Source organism: Cysteiniphilum marinum, from assembly GCF_014857925.1.
Lineage (GTDB): Bacteria > Pseudomonadota > Gammaproteobacteria > Francisellales > Francisellaceae > Caedibacter > Caedibacter marinus.
In genome coordinates, this window is sequence record NZ_JACYVZ010000004.1 from 27,155 (window position 1) to 49,811 (window position 22,657).

General features: G+C 39.4%; 21 protein-coding genes, 2 tRNA genes and 1 pseudogene. 14 read left to right on the top strand and 10 right to left on the bottom strand.

The window, feature by feature from the left end; genetic code table 11:
• Positions 1-4: 4 nt before the first annotated feature.
• From leuD to IE867_RS03500, 4 genes are read right to left on the bottom strand one after another with little or no spacing between them, the layout of a single operon-like run.
• Entirely contained in the window at positions 5-571 is a 567-nt protein-coding gene (leuD, locus tag IE867_RS03485; protein WP_192483398.1) for a 3-isopropylmalate dehydratase small subunit, read from the bottom strand.
• A complete protein-coding gene (gene leuC, locus IE867_RS03490; RefSeq protein WP_192483399.1) occupies positions 568-1,986 on the bottom strand; it encodes a 3-isopropylmalate dehydratase large subunit in 1,419 nt (472 codons plus the stop codon). Before leuC ends, leuD begins: the two co-directional genes overlap by 4 nt.
• Entirely contained in the window at positions 1,979-3,622 is a 1,644-nt protein-coding gene (locus tag IE867_RS03495) for a LeuA family protein (RefSeq protein WP_192483400.1), read from the bottom strand. The genes leuC and IE867_RS03495 overlap by 8 nt, the downstream gene beginning before the upstream one ends.
• A gap of 54 nt (positions 3,623-3,676) precedes the next feature.
• Positions 3,677-4,579, bottom strand: a complete 903-nt coding sequence (locus IE867_RS03500) for a branched-chain amino acid transaminase (protein ID WP_192483401.1) — start codon at positions 4,577-4,579, stop codon at positions 3,677-3,679.
• A 374-nt stretch (positions 4,580-4,953) separates the two neighbouring features.
• Between IE867_RS03500 and IE867_RS03505 the strand changes: the two genes are divergently transcribed.
• From IE867_RS03505 to IE867_RS03530, 6 genes are all read left to right on the top strand, one after another.
• On the top strand, positions 4,954-5,394 hold the full coding sequence (locus tag IE867_RS03505) for a CBS domain-containing protein (RefSeq protein WP_192483402.1): 441 nt from the start codon (positions 4,954-4,956) through the stop codon (positions 5,392-5,394).
• Positions 5,395-5,705: 311 nt separating this feature from the next.
• Positions 5,706-6,077: an EamA family transporter gene (locus tag IE867_RS03510; protein WP_117003242.1), complete on the top strand. Its 372-nt coding sequence runs from the start codon at positions 5,706-5,708 to the stop codon at positions 6,075-6,077.
• Between the two features lie 31 nt (positions 6,078-6,108).
• A complete protein-coding gene (locus IE867_RS03515; RefSeq protein ID WP_192483403.1) occupies positions 6,109-7,263 on the top strand; it encodes a DegT/DnrJ/EryC1/StrS family aminotransferase in 1,155 nt (384 codons plus the stop codon).
• Between the two features lie 9 nt (positions 7,264-7,272).
• The gene (locus tag IE867_RS03520) at positions 7,273-8,280 is read left to right on the top strand and encodes a glycosyltransferase (protein WP_192483404.1); all 1,008 of its coding nucleotides are present in this window, start codon (positions 7,273-7,275) and stop codon (positions 8,278-8,280) included.
• Between the two features lie 13 nt (positions 8,281-8,293).
• Positions 8,294-9,310, top strand: coding sequence for a bifunctional UDP-4-keto-pentose/UDP-xylose synthase (locus IE867_RS03525; protein WP_192483405.1), 1,017 nt, complete (start codon positions 8,294-8,296; stop codon positions 9,308-9,310).
• Positions 9,310-10,332 (top strand): L-rhamnose/proton symporter RhaT, encoded by a 1,023-nt coding sequence (locus tag IE867_RS03530; RefSeq protein ID WP_192483406.1) that lies wholly within the window; start codon positions 9,310-9,312, stop codon positions 10,330-10,332. Before IE867_RS03525 ends, IE867_RS03530 begins: the two co-directional genes overlap by 1 nt.
• On the opposite strand, the gene IE867_RS03535 is transcribed toward IE867_RS03530, so the two are convergent.
• The 3 genes from IE867_RS03535 to IE867_RS03545 form a co-directional block, all read right to left on the bottom strand.
• Positions 10,321-11,217, bottom strand: coding sequence for a LysR family transcriptional regulator (locus IE867_RS03535; protein WP_192483407.1), 897 nt, complete (start codon positions 11,215-11,217; stop codon positions 10,321-10,323). The two genes, IE867_RS03530 and IE867_RS03535, sit on opposite strands and share 12 nt — an antisense overlap.
• Positions 11,218-11,305: 88 nt before the next feature.
• Positions 11,306-12,175, bottom strand: a complete 870-nt coding sequence (gene lpxC, locus IE867_RS03540; RefSeq protein WP_192483506.1) for a UDP-3-O-acyl-N-acetylglucosamine deacetylase — start codon at positions 12,173-12,175, stop codon at positions 11,306-11,308.
• A gap of 1 nt (position 12,176) precedes the next feature.
• Positions 12,177-12,977 (bottom strand): hypothetical protein, encoded by an 801-nt coding sequence (locus tag IE867_RS03545; protein WP_192483408.1) that lies wholly within the window; start codon positions 12,975-12,977, stop codon positions 12,177-12,179.
• A gap of 310 nt (positions 12,978-13,287) precedes the next feature.
• Here IE867_RS03545 and IE867_RS03550 point away from each other — a divergent pair, with 310 nt between their 5' ends.
• Positions 13,288-13,803, top strand: coding sequence for a cytochrome b (locus IE867_RS03550; protein ID WP_192483409.1), 516 nt, complete (start codon positions 13,288-13,290; stop codon positions 13,801-13,803).
• A 121-nt stretch (positions 13,804-13,924) separates the two neighbouring features.
• Here the strand turns inward: IE867_RS03550 and IE867_RS03555 are convergent, their stop codons facing one another.
• The 3 genes and pseudogenes from IE867_RS03555 to IE867_RS03565 form a co-directional block, all read right to left on the bottom strand.
• Positions 13,925-14,632 carry a response regulator transcription factor gene (locus IE867_RS03555; RefSeq protein WP_192483410.1) on the bottom strand — a complete coding sequence of 236 codons (708 nt, stop codon included), beginning with the start codon at positions 14,630-14,632 and terminating at the stop codon, positions 13,925-13,927.
• Positions 14,625-16,538, bottom strand: a complete 1,914-nt coding sequence (locus tag IE867_RS03560) for an ATP-binding protein (RefSeq protein ID WP_192483411.1) — start codon at positions 16,536-16,538, stop codon at positions 14,625-14,627. Before IE867_RS03560 ends, IE867_RS03555 begins: the two co-directional genes overlap by 8 nt.
• A gap of 101 nt (positions 16,539-16,639) precedes the next feature.
• Positions 16,640-17,158, bottom strand: a pseudogene (locus IE867_RS03565) (potassium-transporting ATPase subunit KdpA); the annotation flags it as partial.
• Positions 17,159-17,481: 323 nt separating this feature from the next.
• Between IE867_RS03565 and IE867_RS03575 the strand changes: the two are divergent.
• The 7 genes from IE867_RS03575 (at position 17,482) to IE867_RS03605 (ending at position 22,550) form a co-directional block, all read left to right on the top strand.
• Positions 17,482-18,492: a LacI family DNA-binding transcriptional regulator gene (locus IE867_RS03575; protein WP_192483412.1), complete on the top strand. Its 1,011-nt coding sequence runs from the start codon at positions 17,482-17,484 to the stop codon at positions 18,490-18,492.
• Positions 18,493-18,573: 81 nt separating this feature from the next.
• Positions 18,574-19,440, top strand: a complete 867-nt coding sequence (locus IE867_RS03580; protein ID WP_192483413.1) for an N-acetylneuraminate lyase — start codon at positions 18,574-18,576, stop codon at positions 19,438-19,440.
• A 42-nt stretch (positions 19,441-19,482) separates the two neighbouring features.
• Entirely contained in the window at positions 19,483-20,658 is a 1,176-nt protein-coding gene (locus tag IE867_RS03585; RefSeq protein WP_192483414.1) for a sodium:solute symporter family transporter, read from the top strand.
• Positions 20,659-20,683: 25 nt separating this feature from the next.
• Positions 20,684-21,562 carry an ROK family protein gene (locus IE867_RS03590; protein WP_192483415.1) on the top strand — a complete coding sequence of 293 codons (879 nt, stop codon included), beginning with the start codon at positions 20,684-20,686 and terminating at the stop codon, positions 21,560-21,562.
• A gap of 20 nt (positions 21,563-21,582) precedes the next feature.
• On the top strand, positions 21,583-22,275 hold the full coding sequence (locus tag IE867_RS03595; protein WP_192483416.1) for an N-acetylmannosamine-6-phosphate 2-epimerase: 693 nt from the start codon (positions 21,583-21,585) through the stop codon (positions 22,273-22,275).
• A 114-nt stretch (positions 22,276-22,389) separates the two neighbouring features.
• Positions 22,390-22,465: transfer RNA gene (locus IE867_RS03600), tRNA-Thr, on the top strand.
• 8 nt (positions 22,466-22,473) lie between these two features.
• Positions 22,474-22,550 (top strand) — tRNA-Asp (locus IE867_RS03605).
• Positions 22,551-22,657 lie beyond the last annotated feature (107 nt).

A 22,657-nucleotide genomic window follows, 5' to 3' on the forward strand; every position in this document is an offset into this window, starting at 1 on the left:
TTCTCTATTTTAGCATCGTTTCAAACCGACTAATCTCCTGATCTTTAGACAATAAATAGCCCATATCATCTTGCCCCTGAAGTAAACACTCTTTACGGAAAGGATCATAGTCAAAGTGATAAGATACCCCATCTACGGTAATGGTTTGTGTCGCTAAATCAACGGTTATGTCAAGATCTTCACTTTGTGCCTTTTCACACCATTTCTCTAATAGCTCACCATCTAAAGCAATCAATAACAAACCGTTTTTAGCCGAGTTATTGAAAAAGATATCCGAAAAAGAAGGTGCTAAAATCACATCGACACCCGCTTGTTGCAATGCCCATACAGCATGTTCTCTCGAGGATCCACAACCAAAGTTATTACCACTGATCAGGATTCGCGCACCTTTAAATCGTGTTTGATTAAATACAAACTCAGGATCTGCTGATTTTAGACGGGTAAAAAGATGCTCGCCATAACCGGCTATCGTAGTTTGTGTTAAGTATTGTGCCGGAATAATCATATCGGTATCAACATCACTTAACCACATCGGGATCGCTTTACTTGTTAGCGTTTGAAATGCTTTCATGCCAATACTCCTTCTTGTTCTAACTGTGCCACACTACAAATCACCCCTTTAATCGCACTTGCGGCTACCGTTTGCGGTGAGGCCAAATGGGTAATGCTACCCGTGCCTTGACGACCGATGAAATTGCGATTTGAGGTACTGATACAGCGTTGTCCTGCTGGTACTTTATCATCGTTCATCGCCAGACACATGGAGCATCCTGGCATTCTAAAATCTGCACCTGCCTCGATAAATATCTTATCCAGTCCTTCAGCAATCGCTTGCGCGCGGACTTTCTCAGAGCCTGGCACGATATACATCGTTACCCCTTGTGCAATCTTATGCCCTTTTAACACATCAGCCGCAGCACGCATATCTTCGATGCGCCCATTGGTGCAACTACCAACAAACGCCCATTGAATCGCTTTACCCAAAATAGCTTCGTTTTCACTAAATCCGGTATAGCGATAAGCTTCTTTAGCTAATTTTTGCTGATGCTTCGGAATACTGTCTAAGTCTGGAATGGATTCATTAATTGCCACGGCATGTTGTGGATTGATCCCCCACGTCACCATTGGCTGCAAGCCCTCAATATCAATTTCAATCACCTTATCATAATTGGCATTGTCATCACTTGTTAAGGTGCGCCATTTATTCACGGCATTTTCCCAATGCTCAGCATCAGGTGCGTATTTGCGCCCTTTAAGATAATCAAAGGTTGTCTCATCTGGCGCGATTAATCCGGCTCTGGCACCACATTCAATCGACATATTACACAAAGTCATTCGTGCTTCCATCGATAATGCTTTTATCGCATCACCGCTATACTCAATCACAAATCCAGTAGCACCACCTATGCCAATTTCAGCTATTAATTTCATCACAATATCTTTTGCTGTTGCATAACTTGATGGCTTACCTTTGAAGTGCACTTTCATCGTTCTCGGACGATATTGCAAAATGCAATTTGTCGCCATGACATGTCCGACTTCGGAAGTGCCAACGCCAAACGCTAATGCGCCAAAGGCACCATGCGTTGAAGTATGTGAATCACCACAGACAATCGTACTTCCCGGCCAAGTAAAGCCAAGTTCAGGCCCAATGACATGAACAATGCCTTGATATTGACTGTCAAAATCATATAGCTCAACACCAAACTCTTTGGCATTTTTACGTAACGTTTCTACTTGCGCCTTGGCAATGGGATCATTCATCTGTGTGCGATCAATCGGTGAGGTAGAAATACTGTGATCCAAGGTCGCCACAATGGATTGCGGGTTACGCACGGGTATATTTAATTCACGTAACTTATCAAATGCTTGCGCTGAGGTAACCTCATGCATCAACATTCGATCGATATAAAAAATATCTGGAAAGCCTTTTTTTGACTCAACGACATGCTGATCCCAGATTTTATCAATAATATTTTTAGCCATGGGGCACCTCTTGTTGATTGTTTTGTATCGATGTACTCTTCGCTCTATAGTTAGCATCTACATACATTTGATTCACTGCTTCGATAAATGCTTTGAGTGCTGAGATCTCAATATCATGATCTTTAGCAATACCTTTATAGGCATTATGATTTGGTGCGCTAACAATAATAGTCGCCTCTGAGCTTGAACGCACCCCTGCTTCTGTTAGGGATTTTGCATAATAATCTTTAACCTCAATGCCCGGCATGTATTTATCCGTTGCACTAAGTAACGCGGCAAGTGCGGAGTTTTCACCGGCTAGCTCAACTTTTAGATTTTCTTGACCAAAGAATTGCCCAGTAATTGTCACTGAGCTGCTGTCCTCTGATTTGCCATATGCAATTTTACTCGCCTTAATCGGTGCACGGATTTTCTTATAGGCACTCAATAATTCAAGATCAGTTACGCCTTTGCGACGCTCATGATAAATATCTTTGATCTGTTGCGCTATTTTTGCTTTTTCATGTTCTTCACAGACATAACCAAAATCTTCGATAATCTTCTTAGCATGATTACCACCGGATAACGGACCAAAAACAAAAGAGATTTCACTGCCGATGGATTTTGGATCAAATGGCTGATAAGCCAATGGATTATTCAAGATTGCATTGGTATGCCCTCCTGAAGTATGTCGTGTTGCATTTAAACCCACAATCGGAGAATGTGGCTGCTTAGGGAGCATCTTTTGGGCAATAAAATCTGAGACTTCTTTTAAGCCATTGATATTGATATTAGTGTAGTAATGAGCATCTTCTTGCTTACCAAAAGCATCGATAAACATCACGCATTGCTCTAATGCCGCATTACCCGCGCGCTCACCTACACCATTAATACATGCTTCAACTTGACGTGCTGGACCATCAAAAACCGCATTCATTGAGTTCTCCAATGCCAAGCCAAAATCATTATGGCAATGTGCCGACCAAATAATATCTTTATCAGGGAAAGCTTCTTTGATAATACTCGCGTGCTTTGTCATGTTTTTCACAAAATACTCATCTCCTTCACGCTCGCACGCCCCACCTATTGTGTCAGGACAGTTAATTACTGCAGCTCCTGCTTTCACCGCTGATTTAAACACTTCGGTAACATAGTCAAAACCATCTGCTAAACGCGAATAACCTTCAGCACTAAACTCGACCTCATAACCTTGATCCGTTGCAATCTTAATCAAACGATAGACTTCATCAATGTGTTTTTGCGCATCATTTTTATCTCCTAGACTTGCTTGCGCTAAGTTAGGATCAACGGGCAAATAAACATGAATACGTGCTTTACCAATAGCAAGTGACGGCTTTAATGCCTCCATCGTCTTTAAAACTTGTGCCTCTCTGAGCTGGCAAAGCCCCGCAATGATCATATTGGATTGTCGATTTGCCATACGCTCAGAAATTGTATGCACAATTTGGAAATCCAGTTGGCTTGCCGAAGGAAAACCTGCTTCTAAGACATCGATATTAAGTGCATGTGCATAATCAGCATAAGCAATATTATCTTCAAAATTCATGCCCGCACCGGGCGATTGCTGACCATCACGCAATGTGGTATCAAAAATATAAACACGCTGCTTATTAGACTGCTTAGTTTGTGTACTCATCGTTAACTCTCCTTCCTCAAAATAATTATGCTTGTCGGCGTATGCCATACGCCCCTACACGTAGGTTAAGGCCTCAGATGCTTTAATGCCTTGAGTGATTTCGCTAAAGCACTGCTTAATATGTTTAGTAACACGCCCAATTTCACCGTGACCGGCAATTTTCTGATCATCAATACTCCGAATCGGTGTAATTTCAGCAGCCGTGCCACTGAAAAACGCCTCATCAGCATCGATAATATCTTCCACTTTGAAATACTGCTCATGCACCGTATAGCCCTGTTCCTTGGCGATTTGAATAATCATTCGGCGTGTAATGCCATCTAAGATCGTACCCAATGGTGTTGTAAAGATCTCATTGTTCTTAACATAAAAGATATTTTGCGCTGCCCCTTCAGCAACATTGCCATCAGCATCCAATAGCAAAGACTCATGATAGTGCGTGCCACGAATCTGCATACTGGCAAGCATACTATTGACATAATGACCTGATATTTTGGCGTCACATATGGTTGATTGCGGGTGGATACGAATATATTTACTGACCATCACATCGACACTTTCAGCTGCCAAATAACGCCCCATTGGTAGGCACCAAATAATGACCTCAATCGGATGATCCGACTTTGGCAATACACCAACACTTTGATTATCACCATAAAAAGCCAGCGGCCGAATATAGCAAGACTCAAGCCCACTTTTTTTAACGGTATCAATGACCCCTTGACACATTTGCTCAACACCAAAGGGCGGGTTCATACCCAAAGCACGCATTGAATAATCAAAACGCTGCATATGCTCCTTTAGCTTTAGAATCGCAGTGCCCTTGGGTGTTTTATACGCGCGGATTCCTTCAAATACTGCTGTACCATAATGTAATGCATGGGTCATTACACTCACAACTGCTTTTTCTTTCTCGATAAATTGACCGTTTTGCCAAATATAACCCTGCTCACTCACTTACGTTATCCTCCAAAAAATGATACGTGATTTACTTAGTTTGCTTAAATGTGATAATAAAATATAACTGTAAAATACAAAAGGGGAATTAAATAGCTGCCTACCAGCGAGGCAGTCGTAGAGGTACTTCAAGGGAAAAAGAAAGTGGAAGCAGTATGTGTTTTTTGACTAATCTTAACATCACAAGCCTCCTTGAGCTTTTTCAATGACAATAAACACAAGCTATCATCATCACCTGCGAATCGCAACAATAAAAATTTATTTTTTCCATCCCTTGCAATAATTTGCCCTTTACAATTATCTTGCAAAGGTTAGGCTATACTCTAGAACATGAAAGAACACGATGTTCTGACTCAACCATAAGGAGCAACCTCATGCATAGCAAACTCAAAGAAATCGTCAATAAAGAAAAACGCGTTTTTAGCATTAGTGCCAATAGCAGTCTATTTGAGGCGGCACAAAAAATGGCTGAACATAAAGTCGGTTCACTACTTGTTATCGATAACGATGAATTTCATGGGATTATCACTGAACGTGATTTTTTATTCAAAGTCTCTGCACGCAATCAAGACTTAAAAAAACATCTTGTCGCTGATATTATGAGCGAGCAGATTATTTCGATGAACCACAATCAAACCGCACAAGAAGCCTTACAACTCATGACTAAAAAACGTATTCGCCACCTACCCATCTATGATGACAATAATACTTTTTTAGGACTTTTATCAATTGGTGACTTAAGTAAATGGGCAAGCTCACGCTATCATCAAAAGCATGATGAAGTTGAAAGCTTAGTTAATTATATTCAGCAGTAATTTACTGCCTTATCATATTGCGTGCTCGAGCAGTACCATATCAGAAATTGTCGTGCCTTGGGTTGTTAACGACGAACTCATTGCCGTATTAGACATAGATTCAGATGACGAGGATGCTTTTGATAAAACTGACCAGCACTATTTGCAGAAAATGCTATCAAACATTGAGATATAAATAATACTCATGATTAGTTTCTGTGTTTCTTAATGCGATGTGTTTGTCTTTAACTCTTAAAGCCATTACAATGCTAGCCTATTGAATGTGGTTTGGACTTAATTTTTTATTTAAGTCATAAGAGGGTAATTAAAAAATGACCGTTGTTGTATGGAGTCTATTGTTGTTTGGTGTGCTATTAAACGCCTCAGCACAACTGTTTTTAAAGTTTGGCATGGATCGCATTGGAGAGTTTAGTTTCACACTTGCCAATATATGGCCAATTGGCTGGAAAGTTGCAACGAATTATTTCGTCATTCTAGGGCTTATGTGTTACGTCATCAGCGTTGTCGTGTGGCTAATGGTGTTGTCACGCGTGCCTGTTGGCTTAGCCTACCCAATGGTATCTATCGGTTACATTGTCACCGCGATTGCCGGTTATTTTTTATTAGGTGAGACCCTGACAGCAACACGTGTTGCCGGAATTTTCGTGATTATTTTAGGCGTTTATTTGGTTGCAAAACCATAAATCAACATCAATCAGTAATAGAGACAAATAAATGAGAGATACATTTTTACCTTTTGCCAAACCAAGCATTTCAGAAGAGGCAATTGCCGACGTCGTTGATAGCTTGCGTTCTGGTTGGTTAACAACGGGGCCAAAGCTTAAGAAGTTTGAAAGCATGCTTCAGGAATATCATAGTGCACCACATGCATTATGCTTAAATTCTGCAACTGCCGGATTGCATTTGGCCTTATTGGCACTTAATTTAAAGCCCGAAGATGAAGTGATTACGACACCAATGACCTTTGCAGCCACTTTAAATGTCATTGAAATCGTTGGTGCCAAGGTTAAGCTTGTTGATGTTGAACGTGATACTTATAATATCGATGTTAAAAAAATTGAAGCAGCAATCACACCTAACACAAAAGTCATTATGCCTGTGCATTTTGCCGGATTACCCGTGGATCTGGATCCTATTTATGCATTAGCTCAAAAATACAATCTCACTGTGATTGAAGATGCAGCGCACTCGATTGGTGCTGAGTATAAAGGTAAAAAGCTAGGCACGTTTGGCGATATGCAAGTCTTTAGCTTTCATCCGAATAAAAATATGACCACTGGTGAAGGCGGATGTGTCGTGACACGTGATGATGCAATTGCTAAGCATATTTCTTTGACACGTTTTCATGGTATGGATCGTGAAGCGTGGAATCGTTTTGGTAAAGAAGGTAGTGCACACTACCAGATCGTTTCACCTGGTTTTAAATATAATATGATGGATTTGCAAGCAGCACTTGGGATACACCAGCTGCCTGCTTTAGACGGTTTCATCGAAAAGCGCACGCAACTAGCAAAGCGCTATTATGAAAAGCTTGCAAACTTTGACGCACTCATCCTGCCAAAAGCACCACAGTTTGAGCACAAGCATGCCTGGCATTTGTTTGCGCCAACACTAAATACACAGGTTGCTAAAATCACGCGTGATGAGCTGATGACTCAGCTAAAACAACATAATATTGGTTGCAGTGTGCATTATGAAGCGGCACATTTATACCCTTATTACGCTAACAAATATGGCTTTAAAAAAGATGATTTCCCCAATGCTGAGGAGATTGGTGCTAATGTGATTAGCTTGCCTCTTTTCCCAGATATGACCTTTGCTGAACAAGATGATGTGCTTAACGCACTTAACAAAATATTAAGAGCTTAAGGAGCTAATATGACTAAGCCTTATTTAAGTGTGGTAATTCCGATATACAATGAAGAAGAAGTATTGCCTACACTTTTTTCACGCCTTTTCCCGGCACTTGACGCCATTAACAAACCCTATGAAGTCATTTTTACCAATGATGGCAGTAAAGATAAATCAATTGAGCTATTGCGCCAGATGCATGACAAGCGTCCAAATGAAGTTAAGGTAATTAACTTTAATCGTAACTTTGGGCAGCATATGGCGATTATGGCAGGCTTTGAGCATGTTGATGGTGATGTTATCGTAACGATGGATGCTGATCTGCAAAACTACCCAGAAGATATCCCGCTATTGTTAGAAAAAATCGAGCAAGGTCACGATGTCGTTGGTGGCTACCGCATGGATCGCCAAGACAAAAAATGGCGTTTATTTGTTTCCAAACTGCATAATTCATTGCGTTTGAAATTAACCGGTATTGATATGGTTGATGAGGGTTGTATGCTTAGAGCCTATACACGTGAAGTGATTGATCGCGTTGTTGCTACCGGTGAGAACTCAACCTTTTTACCCGCGCTAGCGCATAGCTTCTCATCAAATCCAACCGATGTTGGTGTGCGCCATGCCGCGCGTGAAGAAGGGACTTCAAGCTATAATTTATATAAGTTGATTCGTTATAATTTTGACTTCTTTGCCAACTTCTCAAAGGCACCTCTTGAGTTCTTTACGATGACTGGTTTAATCGTGTCATTTTTGAGTATCTTGTTGTTTATTTATCTGATTGTAAAGCGTCTTGCCTTTGGTCCTGATGCAGATGGCGTATTTACGCTTTTTGCGATCATGTATTTCCTCATTGGCATGCTGTTAATGGGACTTGGTATCGTTGGTGAATATATCGGGCGGATTTATGAAGAAGTACGCAAGCGACCACGATTTATTATTAAAGACTATATAACAACGACTGAATCAAAAGATAAGTCGCACGCTAAAAAAACTGAACAAAATGAAAAAACTGAAAACACAAAAGAAAGTGAATAAAAAAGGTAACAATATGTCCGTTAAATTATTAGTTTTAGGCGTCAATGGCTTTATTGGCAGCAGTATGGTTGAAAAAATCTTAAGAGATACCGATTGGGAAATCTATGGCATGGATCTTTCCGATCATAAAATCACTGAATTTTTGGATCATCCACGCTTACACTTTGTTAAAGATAATGTACTTGAAAATATGGCATGGGTTGAAGAACATATCCAAAAATGTGACGTTATTTTCCCGCTAGTTGCTGTTGCCAACCCCGCGCTTTATGTCTCTGATCCATTATTTGTTTATAAGCTCGACTATGAATCAAATGTTGATATTGTGAAGCTATGTGTTAAGCATAAAAAACACCTTATTTTCCCATCGACATCAGAAGTTTATGGCATGAGCAAAGACATTCCATTTAATGAAGAAACCAGCGCCTTGGTAACAGGACCTATCAATAAACCGCGTTGGATTTACTCTTGTTCTAAACAGCTACTTGATCGCGTCATTCACGCCTATGGCATGCAAGAAGGGCTTAATTACACATTATTTAGACCATTTAACTGGATTGGTCCCAAGCAGGATGAAATCAAATCGTCTAAAAAAGGCAGCGCCCGCGTATTAGCGCAATTTGTCTCAAATATTATCGATGGTAAAGATTTACAACTAGTTGATGGCGGTACACAACGTCGCTGTTTTACCTATATCGATGATGGCATCGATGCTTTGATTGAAATCGTTAAAAAACGCGACAACGAAGCACATCGCCGTATTTTTAATATTGGCAACCCGGATAATGAATATTCAATTAAAGAGCTCGCGGAGTTAACCGTTGATGCGATGAAGCGTTATCCTGAATACAAAGCACGTGCTGAGAATACTAAAATCATTGCGACAACCGCAGGAGACTATTACGGTGAAGGCTATCAAGATGTCGATCGCCGTGTACCATCGATTGAGAATGCCAAGACACACCTTAATTGGACGCCTAAAGTGTCAATGCAAGATGCATTAAGAAAAACTTTTGATTATCATCTACTATAATGACGATTATTAGCGCTTTATTTTTCTCGATTTTAGCGGGCATTTTAAACGGCAGCTTTGCCACCCCAACAAAACATATACAAATCAATCCAGTCAAAATGTGGCTTAATTTTGCTTTCTGGGGATTTATTATTATCCCCCTTTTGACCTTCTTGATAGTCGATCCGGCGTTTTTTGGCTTGCTACTACAAGTGCCTACCATGGCAATTGCTATTCCACTGATTGCCGGTTTGATCTGGGGTATTGGCATGGTCTGTTTAAGTGTTGCACTTAAACATATTGGTATCGGTGTTGCTTTTGTTATCAATATTGGTATCGGTACGGCAGGTGGCACACTTATCCCGCTGATATTCTTCCCACAACAGCAGCTAAGCACGGGATTTGTCAGTTTAGTAATCATAGCGGTTGTTTTCTTATTAGTTGGCGTATTATTGGCAGGACTTGCCGCACAACAACGTGAGAAAGAAGCCTTAACTAGCACGACCAACAAAGCAACTAAGGTAGCATTATTTGCCATTTTAATTACAATTTTTGCAGGAATAAGCTCTGCACTTCAAGGGGCTAGCTATGCCTATGCATTAAGTGCATATGCCGCACTGACAAATGAAGTGAGTACCCCCTTTATTCTTGCGATATTGCCATGGTTTTTTGTATTTGTTGGTGGTTTTATACCTTATGTTATCTACTTTGCGATGTTAAACGCTAAGACCAAACATCAAACCAAAGCCGTTTCCACACAAAAAATGACCTTAAAAGACCAACTGTTAATTATTGCCATGGCAGTGATGTTTTTTGAATCAACGGTTTGTTATGCCAAAGCCTCACAAATCCTAGGCGCTTTGGGTCCGATTATTGCTTGGCCATTGTTTATGACATTTATTATTTTAATGTCAAATTTCTGGGGACTTAAACACGGTGAATGGCGTAATGCATCACGTGCTGCAGGTATCAAAATTATTAGCGCAATTATATTATTGATTGTCGCTGTAATTACTTTAGTTGGAGCAAGCTTATTTCGTTAAGCTTTCACTGTTTATTGCCGTATCACCCAGCGCCATCTTATCTTCCCACCATTGCATAAAAAACCTTGCTAGCTCTTCACTATGCACAGTTTTGCGCCAACTATAAAACACCAGTTTTTTCTCAAAGGCAAAATCAAAGTTGACACGTTTTACCTTAAAAATATCACGATAATACTCATATAAATGATGCTCGGTAGACATCACCGTATTGGGCATACTGCTTAATAAACTCATCGATGTCAAAATACTGTTAGACAGCACCACCTTACTGCGCGGATGATGTCCGATAGTTTGGCGAATATAGGGGGTTTCTTTATCGTGCATGGTGATATGTTTCGCCTGCAGATAATCAACCAAAGTCATTTTATCAAAATCACTTTGTTGACTTGTGATCACAACAGACTGTGTTTCCATCAATGGTTGCGTTGGAATGCTCAACACACGGTCTTCCATGCCAATAAATAAATCAAACTGACTCACATCACATTGTGCTTTATTTAAGTCTTTAAGCTTCAGTACTTCCATTTCGATTTCAATATCATGGACTTTGCAGGTTTCAATAAACTCAGGCATATACAACAGTGCAAAAAAATCACTGGTCAGTACTTTGTAGCACTTTTTCTCTGCCTCTACACTACTGTGTTTTGCTAGCCCGACAATATGACCAATATAGCTACATAATTGCAGACCCTTGGCAGTTGCCACACAGCGTCCGTCCTGAATCTGCATCACATCATCACCAAATGTCTTTCTAATCAACCTCAATGCAGCACTTACCGTTGATTGATTCTTATTTAAAAGCTTAGCAGCTTCGGATACTGAACCGACTTCAATAACCGCTTTAAAAACATAGAGATTATTCAATGTAACCGAGCTTATATCCATTACGTTTACCATGATTTACTTTAACAGTTTTATCTAACACAAAATTAGACGTTTATTAGCTGCTGTCAATTATCAGGCATTCGTCATATTAACACAACTTCCATGCACTCTTATCTGCAAATAAAGCCCTTAAGAGTTTATTATTGAGCGTATGTCCTGATTTATAACAATTAAAATATCCTAATATGGCACCACCGACATAAAAATCACCAATGGCATCTAGCAGTTTATGTTTTACAAATTCATCGGGATATCTTAAGCCTTCAGGGTTTGCAACACCCTCGTTAGTAACACCAACGGCATTGTCAAGTGAGGCACCTTTTGCAAGATTGTTTGCATGCAAGTATTCCAGTTGCTCAACAAAACCAAACGTGCGTGCCTTGGCAACTTGCGCTATATACTCCTGTTGATTACCTGAAAACTCGACAACTAAGGGAGTAGCGGCAATCACTGGATGATCCCACTTGATTTCAAAGCGATAACGCGTCTCATCACTCGGGGAAATTTCTGCAAACTTATCTTCATCAGTGACCCGTATTGTCTTTAACACTTTAATCATTTGACGCTTTTTATCCTGCGCTTTAACGCCTACTTTTTGCAAAGCCTCAACAAAGGCGATACTACTGCCATCCATGACTGGCAATTCCGGCGCATCAATTTCAACGATTACATTGTCAACCTCAAACATACAAAGCGCTGACATGAGATGTTCAATCGTAGATATCGTTATCGTTTTATCATTTGGCGAGACCAGCAATGTGCACATCACTGCTTCAGTAATATTAAATGGCGTAATCTTAATATCATGCATTTGGGGTAAATCCGTGCGCCGAAAAACAATCCCTTGATCAACCGCTGCCGGTAATAAACGCATATTGACATTAACACCTGAGTGTAAGCCAATGCCTTGAATTTCAATATGATGATTAATCGTCTGTTGCTGCACATTTTTCTCCATGCTATTGATACGCTGAAATTGCAGCAGACTCATCAAGCTTAAATCCTTGCGGGTCACTAATAATCTTATAATCTCCGGCAATCACTTCATTAGCAGTTATTGATGTAATCTCGCCCAAGCCTGGCAACATCTTGCCAATATTAGCAATCGTGAAGGTGCCATTAGTGGATTGCAGTACAAGACCATAACTATTAGCAGAGTAAATCTTATAGCTTGTCGCTACTTTATCCGCCGTTGTTGGCGTAGTTATGATTGACTGCATAGCTTGACCCTTATCATTTGATGCGCTACTTGCTGCTATTTGCGCAAGCTTGGCTGAGAACTGTTTTGCCAAATCATCGCTGACTTTATCTAAGCTTTTGGTCTGTTTTTGCACTTCATCTAGTTTCATTTGCATTTGCTGTAACTGCGTTACTGCCTGAGTATTACTGTTTAAAATCATTTGTTTTAACTCAGCAATTTTGGCATCTGCAGACTTTCTCACCTGCTCAGCCTCGGCGTGAATGATATTTGACAGCGTATTTCTAATGGCACCTGCCTGATCCTCAATATGCGATTGCAATACCTTTTGATGCGCTTGGATTTCTTTTTGATTAGTGATAATAAACAATTGAAATACCAGCACACACGCCACACCCACACCACCTAAAATAATAAGCTTCTGCTGTTTTGTTAGCGGCGTTTTACCTTTTTGTTGGTTTGATACTTCAGAATCAAACTCGTCATTTTCTAGCTCTACATCAGATGCTTGATCGTGTGTTTTGTCTGCTTTTTTATTTAATGAACCAAATAATTTTTTCATTGCAGCTTAGTCCTTCTTTACCAATGATAGTGCTAAGTATAGAAACTATTTCGAGCATCGCCTAGCAGTTGATGGTGATTTATGTTTTTTTGTTTATACTATACCCATCGTAAATCATTTTGCGGTGTTTATTTGTAAAGTAGCCTGTGAAGATTTTGGCAAGTTGGATTGCAGGTAATAGCTAGGACTATTATCAAAATCAAACTTGGTAAAAGCGCGCAGAATACAAAGCAAGAAATTCTGTAAAGCGGTTTGTGACGGGTATAGAGCAATATAATTTGGAAAACTCACTTGATAAGGATCAGAAACAATGAAGTACAATTTTCTTATTCGACTGCTTCACTTAGTCATTGCGATTGGTGTCATCTTGCAACTCTTAATTGGTTTTTTCTTTGATGATTTATTTGCCCAGTTTAATGGTGCATTTTTTATGACAATACACAAATCAATCGGTTTGTCGTTAGCTGTTGCGGTGATTCTGCTAATCATCACCCGCTTATTATCAAAGAAAATCCCTTACCCTAAAGCGATGTCATCCTTACACATTTTCCTTGCCAAGATTGTCCACTTCGGTCTTTATCTTTGTGTATTTTGTATGTCAATGACGGGACTTATCGCCTCACAGTTATTTCAAAGTCAATGGCAATTTTTCTATTGGTTTAATGTGCCTATCTTATTGCCGCAAAACCCAGAGCTTGGTAGTGAGATTTTCAGCTGGCATCCTTGGTTTGCCTATATCCTACTAGCACTTGTCATACTGCACATCTTAGCAGCGCTTTATCATAAGTATATTGCTAAGGATAATATTGTTAAGAAGATGTTGTAAGGCAAACTATTATAGATGAATAAATAAGTTGAATCACTCCTCACCCGTGTCGCCTATACTCTACGACCTCTCCCGTAAGGAAAGAGGTGAGAAATAGTACCATCTATTTTTTGATCATTCTCTATTGATAAACATCCACCTTAACAAACCGATATCCCACGCCGGACTCGGTTGTAATCAATGGCTGTTTAGTACAAGCAGAAAGCTTTTTACGCAATTGCCCGACATAGACACGCAAGTACTGTACTTCATCAGAGAAATACTCGCCCCATATCTGCTGCAAGATCTGATTTTGGGTCAATAGTTTACCCGCATTTCGACAAAACACACTCAACAGCAGAAATTCTTTTTTTGATAAATGAACCACTTCATCATTGATCATCACGCGATGATCGGCAATATGAACACGCATATTTTCAAATCGATAAACGGACTCTGCTGCCTTGTCCTCAGCTTTAAACGCATCGACAAGCTCAAGGTTACGTTTGATACGCGCAACGAGCTCAGGCATATCAAACGGTTTTCTGACATAATCATTCGCACCATGCTCAAGTGCTTTGACTACTTCATCACCATCGCATCTTGCGGATACCACAATCACTGGCATGTGCAGGTGCTTAACTCTTAGATTTGCTAACCATTTTTGTCCATCCTGATCAGGTAAGCCTAGATCTAATAGAATAAGATCCGGATGCTGCTGGTTTAAAATCTCTGTCGCGTGTTCAGCACTGACGGCATCATAGACATCATAGCCAAGAACCAATAAGGTTTTTTTCAAGAATTTGCGAATTTGCGCTTCATCATCAATTAATAATATTTTCTTATTCATATGGATTCACTATCGGTAATTTAACAATAAATGTACTGCCTTTATGAGTACCCTCACTGGCAGCATAAATCTCACCATGATGGGCTGTAATAATATCCTTACAAATGGCAAGACCCAGTCCATGCCCTTTAGTATAACTATCTGATTTTTTGAGTCGATGAAAAATTGAGAATACACTCTCTAGCTCGGTCTGCTCAAGTCCAATGCCTTGATCAATGACCTCAATGACTGCCGAAGTGTTTATACACTTTAAACTCAAAGTGATTTGACTGTTAGCCGCACTAAACTTAACCGCATTGGATATTAGATTAAGCAAAACCTGCTCCAATAACAACTTATCACCATTAATCACAAGGTCTTTATCAAGACATTGCAGCTTAAACTGGTGACTCACAAAACGCTTTTTGGCAATAGTCAGCACCTCGCTAATTAATCTCTTTAACGGCACGTTTTGCTTATTAATGGTGATACCTGCGCTAAACTTCAACATCTGTAGAATATGATCGATATATTGATCTAAGCGCCTGCTTTCCTCTAAGGCAACAGTAAGCATCTCGACTTTATCCTCTTTGGAAAACATCTCCTCGTAGCTTAATACGCTAGATAAGGCACCGGTGATAGATGCCAATGGTGTTTTTAAATCGTGAGACACCGATGATAGCAATGTTTTTTGCAGCTTTTCCTGCTCTTTTAAAATCATCGCTTCTTGCTCTTGTTGGGATAAACGCTGTTGTAATAATGCATTAGCAACATGTGACAGCATTGTTTTAATGAGTATTTGATCAAACATGAAAGCTTCGATTTTATATTCAAACTTCACACAAATGGCAATAATGCCAAGCATACGCCCATCAACAATCAGTGGCTCAAAATACCACGGTAACGCGCTAAAGGTTTGCGTGCTTTTACCACAAGCTGTTTTATTGCTCCAACACCAACGCACTGCGGCTTGCTCTTTATCACTTAACTGACATGCATTGGGAATGATCTCATATAACTTATGATCATCAGCGACAATAAATGCAAACTCATAATCAAAGTACTGCGCTAAGGCTGCTAAAAAGCGCTGATAAAACGACTGCTCTTTTTGCTTGATCGTAATCTCATTGGAGAATTTATAAAGCATCGATAAAGTCTTTTCACGTGAGCGCAATACCTTTAATGAGCGGCGCGTACGTGCCGTTAGTTGGCTCACTATCAAAACAACTAACATAAATATGATAAAGGTAATGACTTGCGAAAAGGTGCCTATCGTAAATTGAAAAGTAGGCGTCAAATACATATACATGTACATTATAAAACTTAGAATCGACGAGGCGATTGATGCTTTAAGCCCATAGCGATAAGCGCATAATATCAAAAGCAGTACCAGAATAAGTGATTGCCCAGATAAACCGACAAAACTTAATCCAAAGAAAATAAAGAGCCCAGAGACAAACGTAATTGCTAATGCTTTAGTGACATTCATCCACGTTGTATTGCTACTTTGTTTAGTTTCTTTAAAGCGTGAGAAAAGGTCAGAGAGACGCGCTTTATGCGTACTAATCACATGCACTTGCTTATGCTCACTATGACGAATCACATCATAAACAACTGACCCCAACAGCCAATCTAGCCACTTAGCCCGTCTTGACTTACCAATGACAATATCAGTGACATTGTGATCATTGGCATAGCGAATAATCGCTTTTGATAACCTGCCACCTGAAATATGTTCTAATTGATAGCCCAACTCAAGTGCCAGTGTTTTATAACGTCTAATTTCCCTTAGTTTCACACGCGATAGTTGCTTTTGTGGGTTATGAATAAATATCGCTAATAATCGTGCATTGGCGATTGTGGCAAGCTGTTTGCCCTTTCTAAGCAATCTTGGTGTTGACGCATCATAGGCACAACAAACCAGCACACAAGGTGAGGCAGCAATATTGGCATGTGAATCATAAAGCTTCTTATATGAGCGTACATCTTCACCAACATGCGAAGCGGCTAAACGTAGCGCATAATCTCTAAGTATTGCCAGAAATTACCAATTGTTGTTTCATTGTTTCTCGCAATGCCACGAAACAAAGCGATAGCTACCGATATGCCTACAGCAGCAGAGACAAAATTTTGCACAGCCAATGCTGCCATCTGTGAAAAATAACTCACCCCAGTTTCACCGGAGTAGCTTTGCCAGTTGGTATTAGAAACAAAGCTTGCTGCGGTATTAAATGCCTGATGCCACGTCATATTCTCAATATGCTGTGGATTTAGAGGCAAGAAAGCCTGCAACATCAATATAATAAACACAAAAAAAAGTGCGAATAGCGAAAACACTAACAAACTCAATAAATATTGTTTAGCACTTTGTTCTTTATTCAGATGAGAGCCAATTAACTTGCCATAACCAGATTCAAGTGGTGAAGCAAACCAATCTAAAAACGTTCTTCGTCCATGATAAACATTATAAATATATGTTCCTAATGGCTTTGTAATAACTAACAAAACGCCAATAAAAATAACGAATAACCAAATATTGTGATACATACTTTTACCTAAAATCGCTCTGGGAAAATTAAAACAATAATCATATAAATGGCTAATACTGCCATTATCACGCCTGAAAATATTGTCATCTAAAACCTCTCTTAATGTTGACAATAATCACTCAGGCTAAATTGTACGAGTGATGAGAATAAAAATTCGATAGGCCTTTTATTCGGAAATATAAAAAAAATATAAAACCTTACTGCATCACTCAAAATACCCAAATAACATAAAACACAATAATGTATTTAATTTACACAAATATTTGACACTTGCGCTTTATTGATTTACTTTAATGTTCACGCGAACATTAAAAGATAGTTATGATCACCCAAGAAGAAATTGCTAAACAGCTTAACCTATCACGCACAACCGTTGCACGTGCCTTGGCAGGCAATGCTAGCATTAAGCCTGAGACACGTGACAAAGTCATTGCGCTAGCAACAAAACTGGGTTACCAGAAGAACCTAATTGGCAGTTCATTAGCCAGTAAGACACCTAAGAAAATTTATGCATTTCTCATTGAATCCATTAATGAAAATTATTGTTTAGAAATGACCAATGGGCTAACAAAAGCCAGAAATGAGTTTAAAAACTACAATTTTTCGCTAGAGATTGTTAAAACTGATATTAATTCACCTGATGAGCAGATCAAGCTATTACAAAAGATAATAAAACAAGATGCAGCTGATGGCATTATCATCATTCCACAGCATAAAGAGCAGGTTAAGAAGCTTATTCAGCAAAACTCAAGTATCCAATTTATGACACTGGACATCCCGATTTCACAGGATATTCCACACATTGGCAGCAACTATGTGAAATCAGGAAAAATGACAGCAAATATTTTGTCCCCCTTGCTACGCGGTCATGAAAAAGTACTTATCTTGGATACCGAAAGCGATAATATCTCTTCAAAGCAGTACCTTGAAGGTTTTTGTAACGGAGCTAAAGCAAGCAACATCCTTACTGAAGGTCCCATCTATTTTGAACATATTTTGCAAAACATTGACATACTCATAGATAAATATCTTACCGACAACGTCAAAGCAATTTATAGCAGTCGCTACCTTGCAGAAATTGTCACTGCCATAAATAAGCAAAATAAGAAGCATCCTGATATTAATCTATACATTATCAGTAACGGTATGAGTGCTAATATCAAGCAGCTCATCAAAGAAGGTCAAATTCTAGCAACCATAAAAGAAGATCACGCTCAGCAAAGCTATCTTGCGGCGAAGCATTTATTTTTAGCACTACATGGCGAGCGACTTGATATCAACCATAACGTATTAGTCAAAAGCGAGATAATTTATAAAGAGAACCTAAACTGAAAAATTTTAAATTGAAATGTTCACGCGAACACAAAAAATAACAACAGGAATCAAAGTAAAAAACTAAATGAGGTAAACAAAATGAAAGGTATATTTTCAGCACTTATGGTGGCATTTGATGAGCACGGCAATATTGATGAAGCGGGATTAAGAGAGATCATTCGTTTTAATATTGATGTACAAAAAGTTGATGGTTTATATGTTGGTGGCAGCACGGGTGAGAACTTTATGCTATCAACTGCTGATAAGAAAAAAGTATTTAGTATCACCAAATCTGAAGCTAAGAGCCAAGTCACTCTAATTGCACAAGTCGGCTCACCTAATCTGCAAGAAGCCATTGAGCTTGGACAATATGCAACTGAATTAGGTTATGATGCCATTTCTGCGGTGACACCTTTTTATTACAAGTTTGATTTCACTGAAGTTAAAGATTACTACCAATCCATTGCGCACGCAGTCAATAACAAACTGGTGATATACACCATTCCAATGCTCACAGGTGTCAATATGAGCCTTGAACAATTTGCCGAGCTTTTTGCCATTAAAAATGTTATTGGCGTAAAATTCACAGCAGCTGATTTGTTTTTACTGGAACGCCTGCGTGAGAAATTTAGTGATAAGATCATCTACTCGGGATTTGATGAGCTATTGCTTCCTTCTGCGGCTATCGGCATTGATGGCGCTATTGGTAGCACCTACAACATCAACAGCGCTCGCGCTCGCGGCATATTAGAAGCTGTTGACAACGATCAGTTAGCACAAGCACGCAAATTGCAAAATGAGTGTAATGATATTATTTCTGCTTTACTAAAAGAGAGTTTCTTTCAATCGCTTAAAGCAATGCTTACTCTGCATGATGTAAACGCAGGGATATGCAAAAAGCCATTTAAAGCAATTTCTGATAAAAGACTTAATGAGCTAAAAGCGCTCAAGGCACAATATTTCTAAATTTTAATTTACCATAAAACCAATACATACTGGAGGGCAGACATGAAAATAGAGTTAGGCATAGTCAACTATTGCGTGTTGATCATATATTTACTTGGTATGCTTGCCATTGGCATTTATTTCTCAAAACGCAGTGGTAAAGATACAGACAACTTTTTCAAGGCGGGAGGTCGTGTTCCTGGCTGGGCAGTTGCCATTGGTGTATTATGTATTATCTATACTTTTCTAGGTGGGATTGAAGGGGTTATTTGGGCAGATGTCATCCAAGGCATCCTACTCTTAGGTGGCGCGCTATTGATTATTATTTTCTTGATTGCCAAGATCCATAATCCAGGACATGAAATCTATCATGCAGTCGCCTCAGGCAAGCTCTTAACAAAAAATAATTTCGAGTTCAGTCTATTCCACGCAACAATCATTGGCATTTTTATTGGCGGCATATTTAACAGCCTTTATCAATACATCGGTAGCCAAGATGTCGTACAAAGATATAATGCAACGAAAGATATCAAAGAAACCAATAAAGCCATTTATCTCAATGCTAAACTTGCTTTCTTAGTAATTTTTATCTTCTTTGGCATGGGTACTTTACTGTTTATTTACTATCAACAACATAGTGCTGATTTACCCACTGGTTTTAATCTCGACTCTATCGTGCCTTATTTTATTGTGACGCAAATGCCCATTGGTATTGCAGGCTTTATTATCGCGGCGATTTTTGCTGCTGCACAATCGACGATATCAAGTAGCCTCAACAGTATATCAGCATGCTTTGTTACCGATATCACTGAACGCTTTTTCAATAAAACTTCCGAAAAAACAGCGGTACTCATTGCAAGATTGGTTATTATCATTGCAGGCATTATTGGCACTATTATTGCCTTGTATATGACTGTAACCAATCAATCACACCTGCAGATTTTTTTCCAATCAATTTTAGGATTATTTGGCGGGCCTATTGCTGGCGCGTTTATTATCGGCATATTCTCTAAGCGCGTTAGTGGTAATGCCGTATTCTTCGCAGTACTTATCAGTGTGGTTATTCTTTACTTTGTGACCAAAACTGATATTTATTTCATGTATTATGGACTTGTTGGTGTGCTCTTAAGCATGATTTTAAGTTACCTACTGAGTTTTATTTTTCGCACATCTAAAACAGTCACAGGCTTAACCTACGCAACCGTTGATGAGCCTATAAGAAATGAAAAAACGGTCTAAACGGCTAACACGGAACTCATAAACGATGAAAACACTATGCTTTGATATCGGCGGCACTTACATAAAACATGGCTTGATTGACCAACAAGGTAAATTGCATGATCACGGTAAATTCCCAACACCTAAAACAAACTGCCAAAGCACTATCCCAAAGGCATTAATTGACTTCATACAACAGCTAATGATTAGCGAATCCATTAGCAATATCGGCATCAGTAGCGCCGGTCAAGTTGATAGTCAGCATGGCACAATTATTTACGCTAATGACAACCTGCCTGATTATAGTGGTTGCAAGCTTGTCAAAGCGTTGACCACAGCGACTAACATTAATACTTATGTTGAGAATGATGCCTATTGTGCAGCATTAGGTGAGATGCAAATGGGTGCTGCCAAAGATGCTAATAACTTTCTATGCTTAACACTCGGCACGGGTGTTGGTGGTGCTTTTATCCTTAATCGCAAGCTCTATAAAGGTGCCCATAACTGCGCTGCGGCGATCGGCTACCTTAACACCAACAATTCGTGTATTGACAAGGTCGTATCAACTCGCGGCATCCTTGAGCATTATCATATAATAAGTGGCCATAAACTCAATGGTGTTGAATTTTTTGAGCAAGTAAAAGCAAAAGAGAAATATGCACTTACTGTGTATGAAACATTTATTCACAACTTAAGTGACGGGCTTTTAAGTGCGATTTATCTACTTGATCCGGAAGTAATTATTCTAGGAGGGGCTATCTCTTCTCAAGGTGATTTTTTATTTAACGACATCAATCATGCACTACAAGCCAAATACTTACCCGCACATCGCACCATTAAAGTGATCAAAGCAAAGCTTGAAAATACTGCCGGATTAATGGGCGCCTATCATATAACACAAAACCGTGATTATTCTTACGCATAGATAATATTAGGAGAGCATCGATGCCAACATCTATTACCAACATTTTACCTCGCGGCTTAATTGTGTCATGTCAAGCACTTAGTGATGAGCCACTGCATAGTCCATACATCATGGCAAAAATGGCATTAGCTGCCAAACAAGGTGGCGCTATTGCCATTCGCGCAAACTCTGCCATCGATATTGCTACCATTAAAAAAGAAGTCGATTTACCCATTATTGGGATTGTTAAAAGAGATTATCCAGATTCCCAAGTTTTTATTACTGCAACAATGAATGAGATCAATGAACTTGCAAGTTCAGGTTGCGAGATCATTGCGCTTGATGCAACGGCAAGACAAAGACCTAATAAACAAACATTGGCTCAATTTGTACATCAGATTCGTTGCCAGTTTCCAGAGCTTTTTCTCATGGCTGATTGTGCGACATTTGATGAAGGCATCTATGCACATGAGCTTGGATTTGATCTCATTGCTACAACATTAAGCGGTTATACCAAGGATACACGAAATACCCCATTACCTAATATCAAGCTAGTACAGAAACTATCTTCAGCACTAACAACACCTGTTATTTCTGAAGGAGGAATTTCCACGCCAATAGAGGCAAATAGAGCTTATCAATCTGGCGCATATGCTATCGTTGTTGGTTCAGCCATTACACGCCCTCAACTAATCACTCAAAGCTTTGCACAGTCACTTATTGTCAACCCTTGATCAACTGATACCAAACACCACAACATGATTTGTGATGGGTGTAGCAAATATTTCATTATTTTTAAAAATTAGGCGTTGACATCTAATCGGAAATCTATAGAATGCCTTTCTGTTGCCGACATGGCTCAACTGGTAGAGCAGCCGACTTGTAATCGGCAGGTTCCGGGTTCAAGTCCTGGTGTCGGCACCATCAAAAGCGGAGTGGTAGTTCAGCTGGTTAGAATACCTGCCTGTCACGCAGGGGGTCGCGGGTTCGAGTCCCGTCCATTCCGCCATGATATCTAAATATTTTCCCAGATTTAACTCCATAAATTAAATTCAAAATAATTACCTGATTTGCATGTATTAAAATACCTGTTAGACTTAAGCTCATTAGTAATCC

Excerpts from the sequence above, each read along its gene's own strand:
- leuD (WP_192483398.1), bottom strand. The coding sequence starts at position 571 with ATGAAAGCATTTCAAACGCTAACAAGTAAAGCGATCCCGATGTGGTTA.
- leuC (WP_192483399.1), bottom strand. The coding sequence starts at position 1,986 with ATGGCTAAAAATATTATTGATAAAATCTGGGATCAGCATGTCGTTGAG.
- IE867_RS03495 (WP_192483400.1), bottom strand. The coding sequence starts at position 3,622 with ATGAGTACACAAACTAAGCAGTCTAATAAGCAGCGTGTTTATATTTTT.
- IE867_RS03505 (WP_192483402.1), top strand. The coding sequence starts at position 4,954 with ATGCATAGCAAACTCAAAGAAATCGTCAATAAAGAAAAACGCGTTTTT.
- IE867_RS03510 (WP_117003242.1), top strand. The coding sequence starts at position 5,706 with ATGACCGTTGTTGTATGGAGTCTATTGTTGTTTGGTGTGCTATTAAAC.
- IE867_RS03515 (WP_192483403.1), top strand. The coding sequence starts at position 6,109 with ATGAGAGATACATTTTTACCTTTTGCCAAACCAAGCATTTCAGAAGAG.
- IE867_RS03520 (WP_192483404.1), top strand. The coding sequence starts at position 7,273 with ATGACTAAGCCTTATTTAAGTGTGGTAATTCCGATATACAATGAAGAA.
- IE867_RS03525 (WP_192483405.1), top strand. The coding sequence starts at position 8,294 with ATGTCCGTTAAATTATTAGTTTTAGGCGTCAATGGCTTTATTGGCAGC.
- IE867_RS03530 (WP_192483406.1), top strand. The coding sequence starts at position 9,310 with ATGACGATTATTAGCGCTTTATTTTTCTCGATTTTAGCGGGCATTTTA.
- IE867_RS03535 (WP_192483407.1), bottom strand. The coding sequence starts at position 11,217 with ATGGATATAAGCTCGGTTACATTGAATAATCTCTATGTTTTTAAAGCG.
- lpxC (WP_192483506.1), bottom strand. The coding sequence starts at position 12,175 with ATGGAGAAAAATGTGCAGCAACAGACGATTAATCATCATATTGAAATT.
- IE867_RS03545 (WP_192483408.1), bottom strand. The coding sequence starts at position 12,977 with ATGAAAAAATTATTTGGTTCATTAAATAAAAAAGCAGACAAAACACAC.
- IE867_RS03550 (WP_192483409.1), top strand. The coding sequence starts at position 13,288 with ATGAAGTACAATTTTCTTATTCGACTGCTTCACTTAGTCATTGCGATT.
- IE867_RS03555 (WP_192483410.1), bottom strand. The coding sequence starts at position 14,632 with ATGAATAAGAAAATATTATTAATTGATGATGAAGCGCAAATTCGCAAA.
- IE867_RS03575 (WP_192483412.1), top strand. The coding sequence starts at position 17,482 with ATGATCACCCAAGAAGAAATTGCTAAACAGCTTAACCTATCACGCACA.
- IE867_RS03580 (WP_192483413.1), top strand. The coding sequence starts at position 18,574 with ATGAAAGGTATATTTTCAGCACTTATGGTGGCATTTGATGAGCACGGC.
- IE867_RS03585 (WP_192483414.1), top strand. The coding sequence starts at position 19,483 with ATGAAAATAGAGTTAGGCATAGTCAACTATTGCGTGTTGATCATATAT.
- IE867_RS03590 (WP_192483415.1), top strand. The coding sequence starts at position 20,684 with ATGAAAACACTATGCTTTGATATCGGCGGCACTTACATAAAACATGGC.
- IE867_RS03595 (WP_192483416.1), top strand. The coding sequence starts at position 21,583 with ATGCCAACATCTATTACCAACATTTTACCTCGCGGCTTAATTGTGTCA.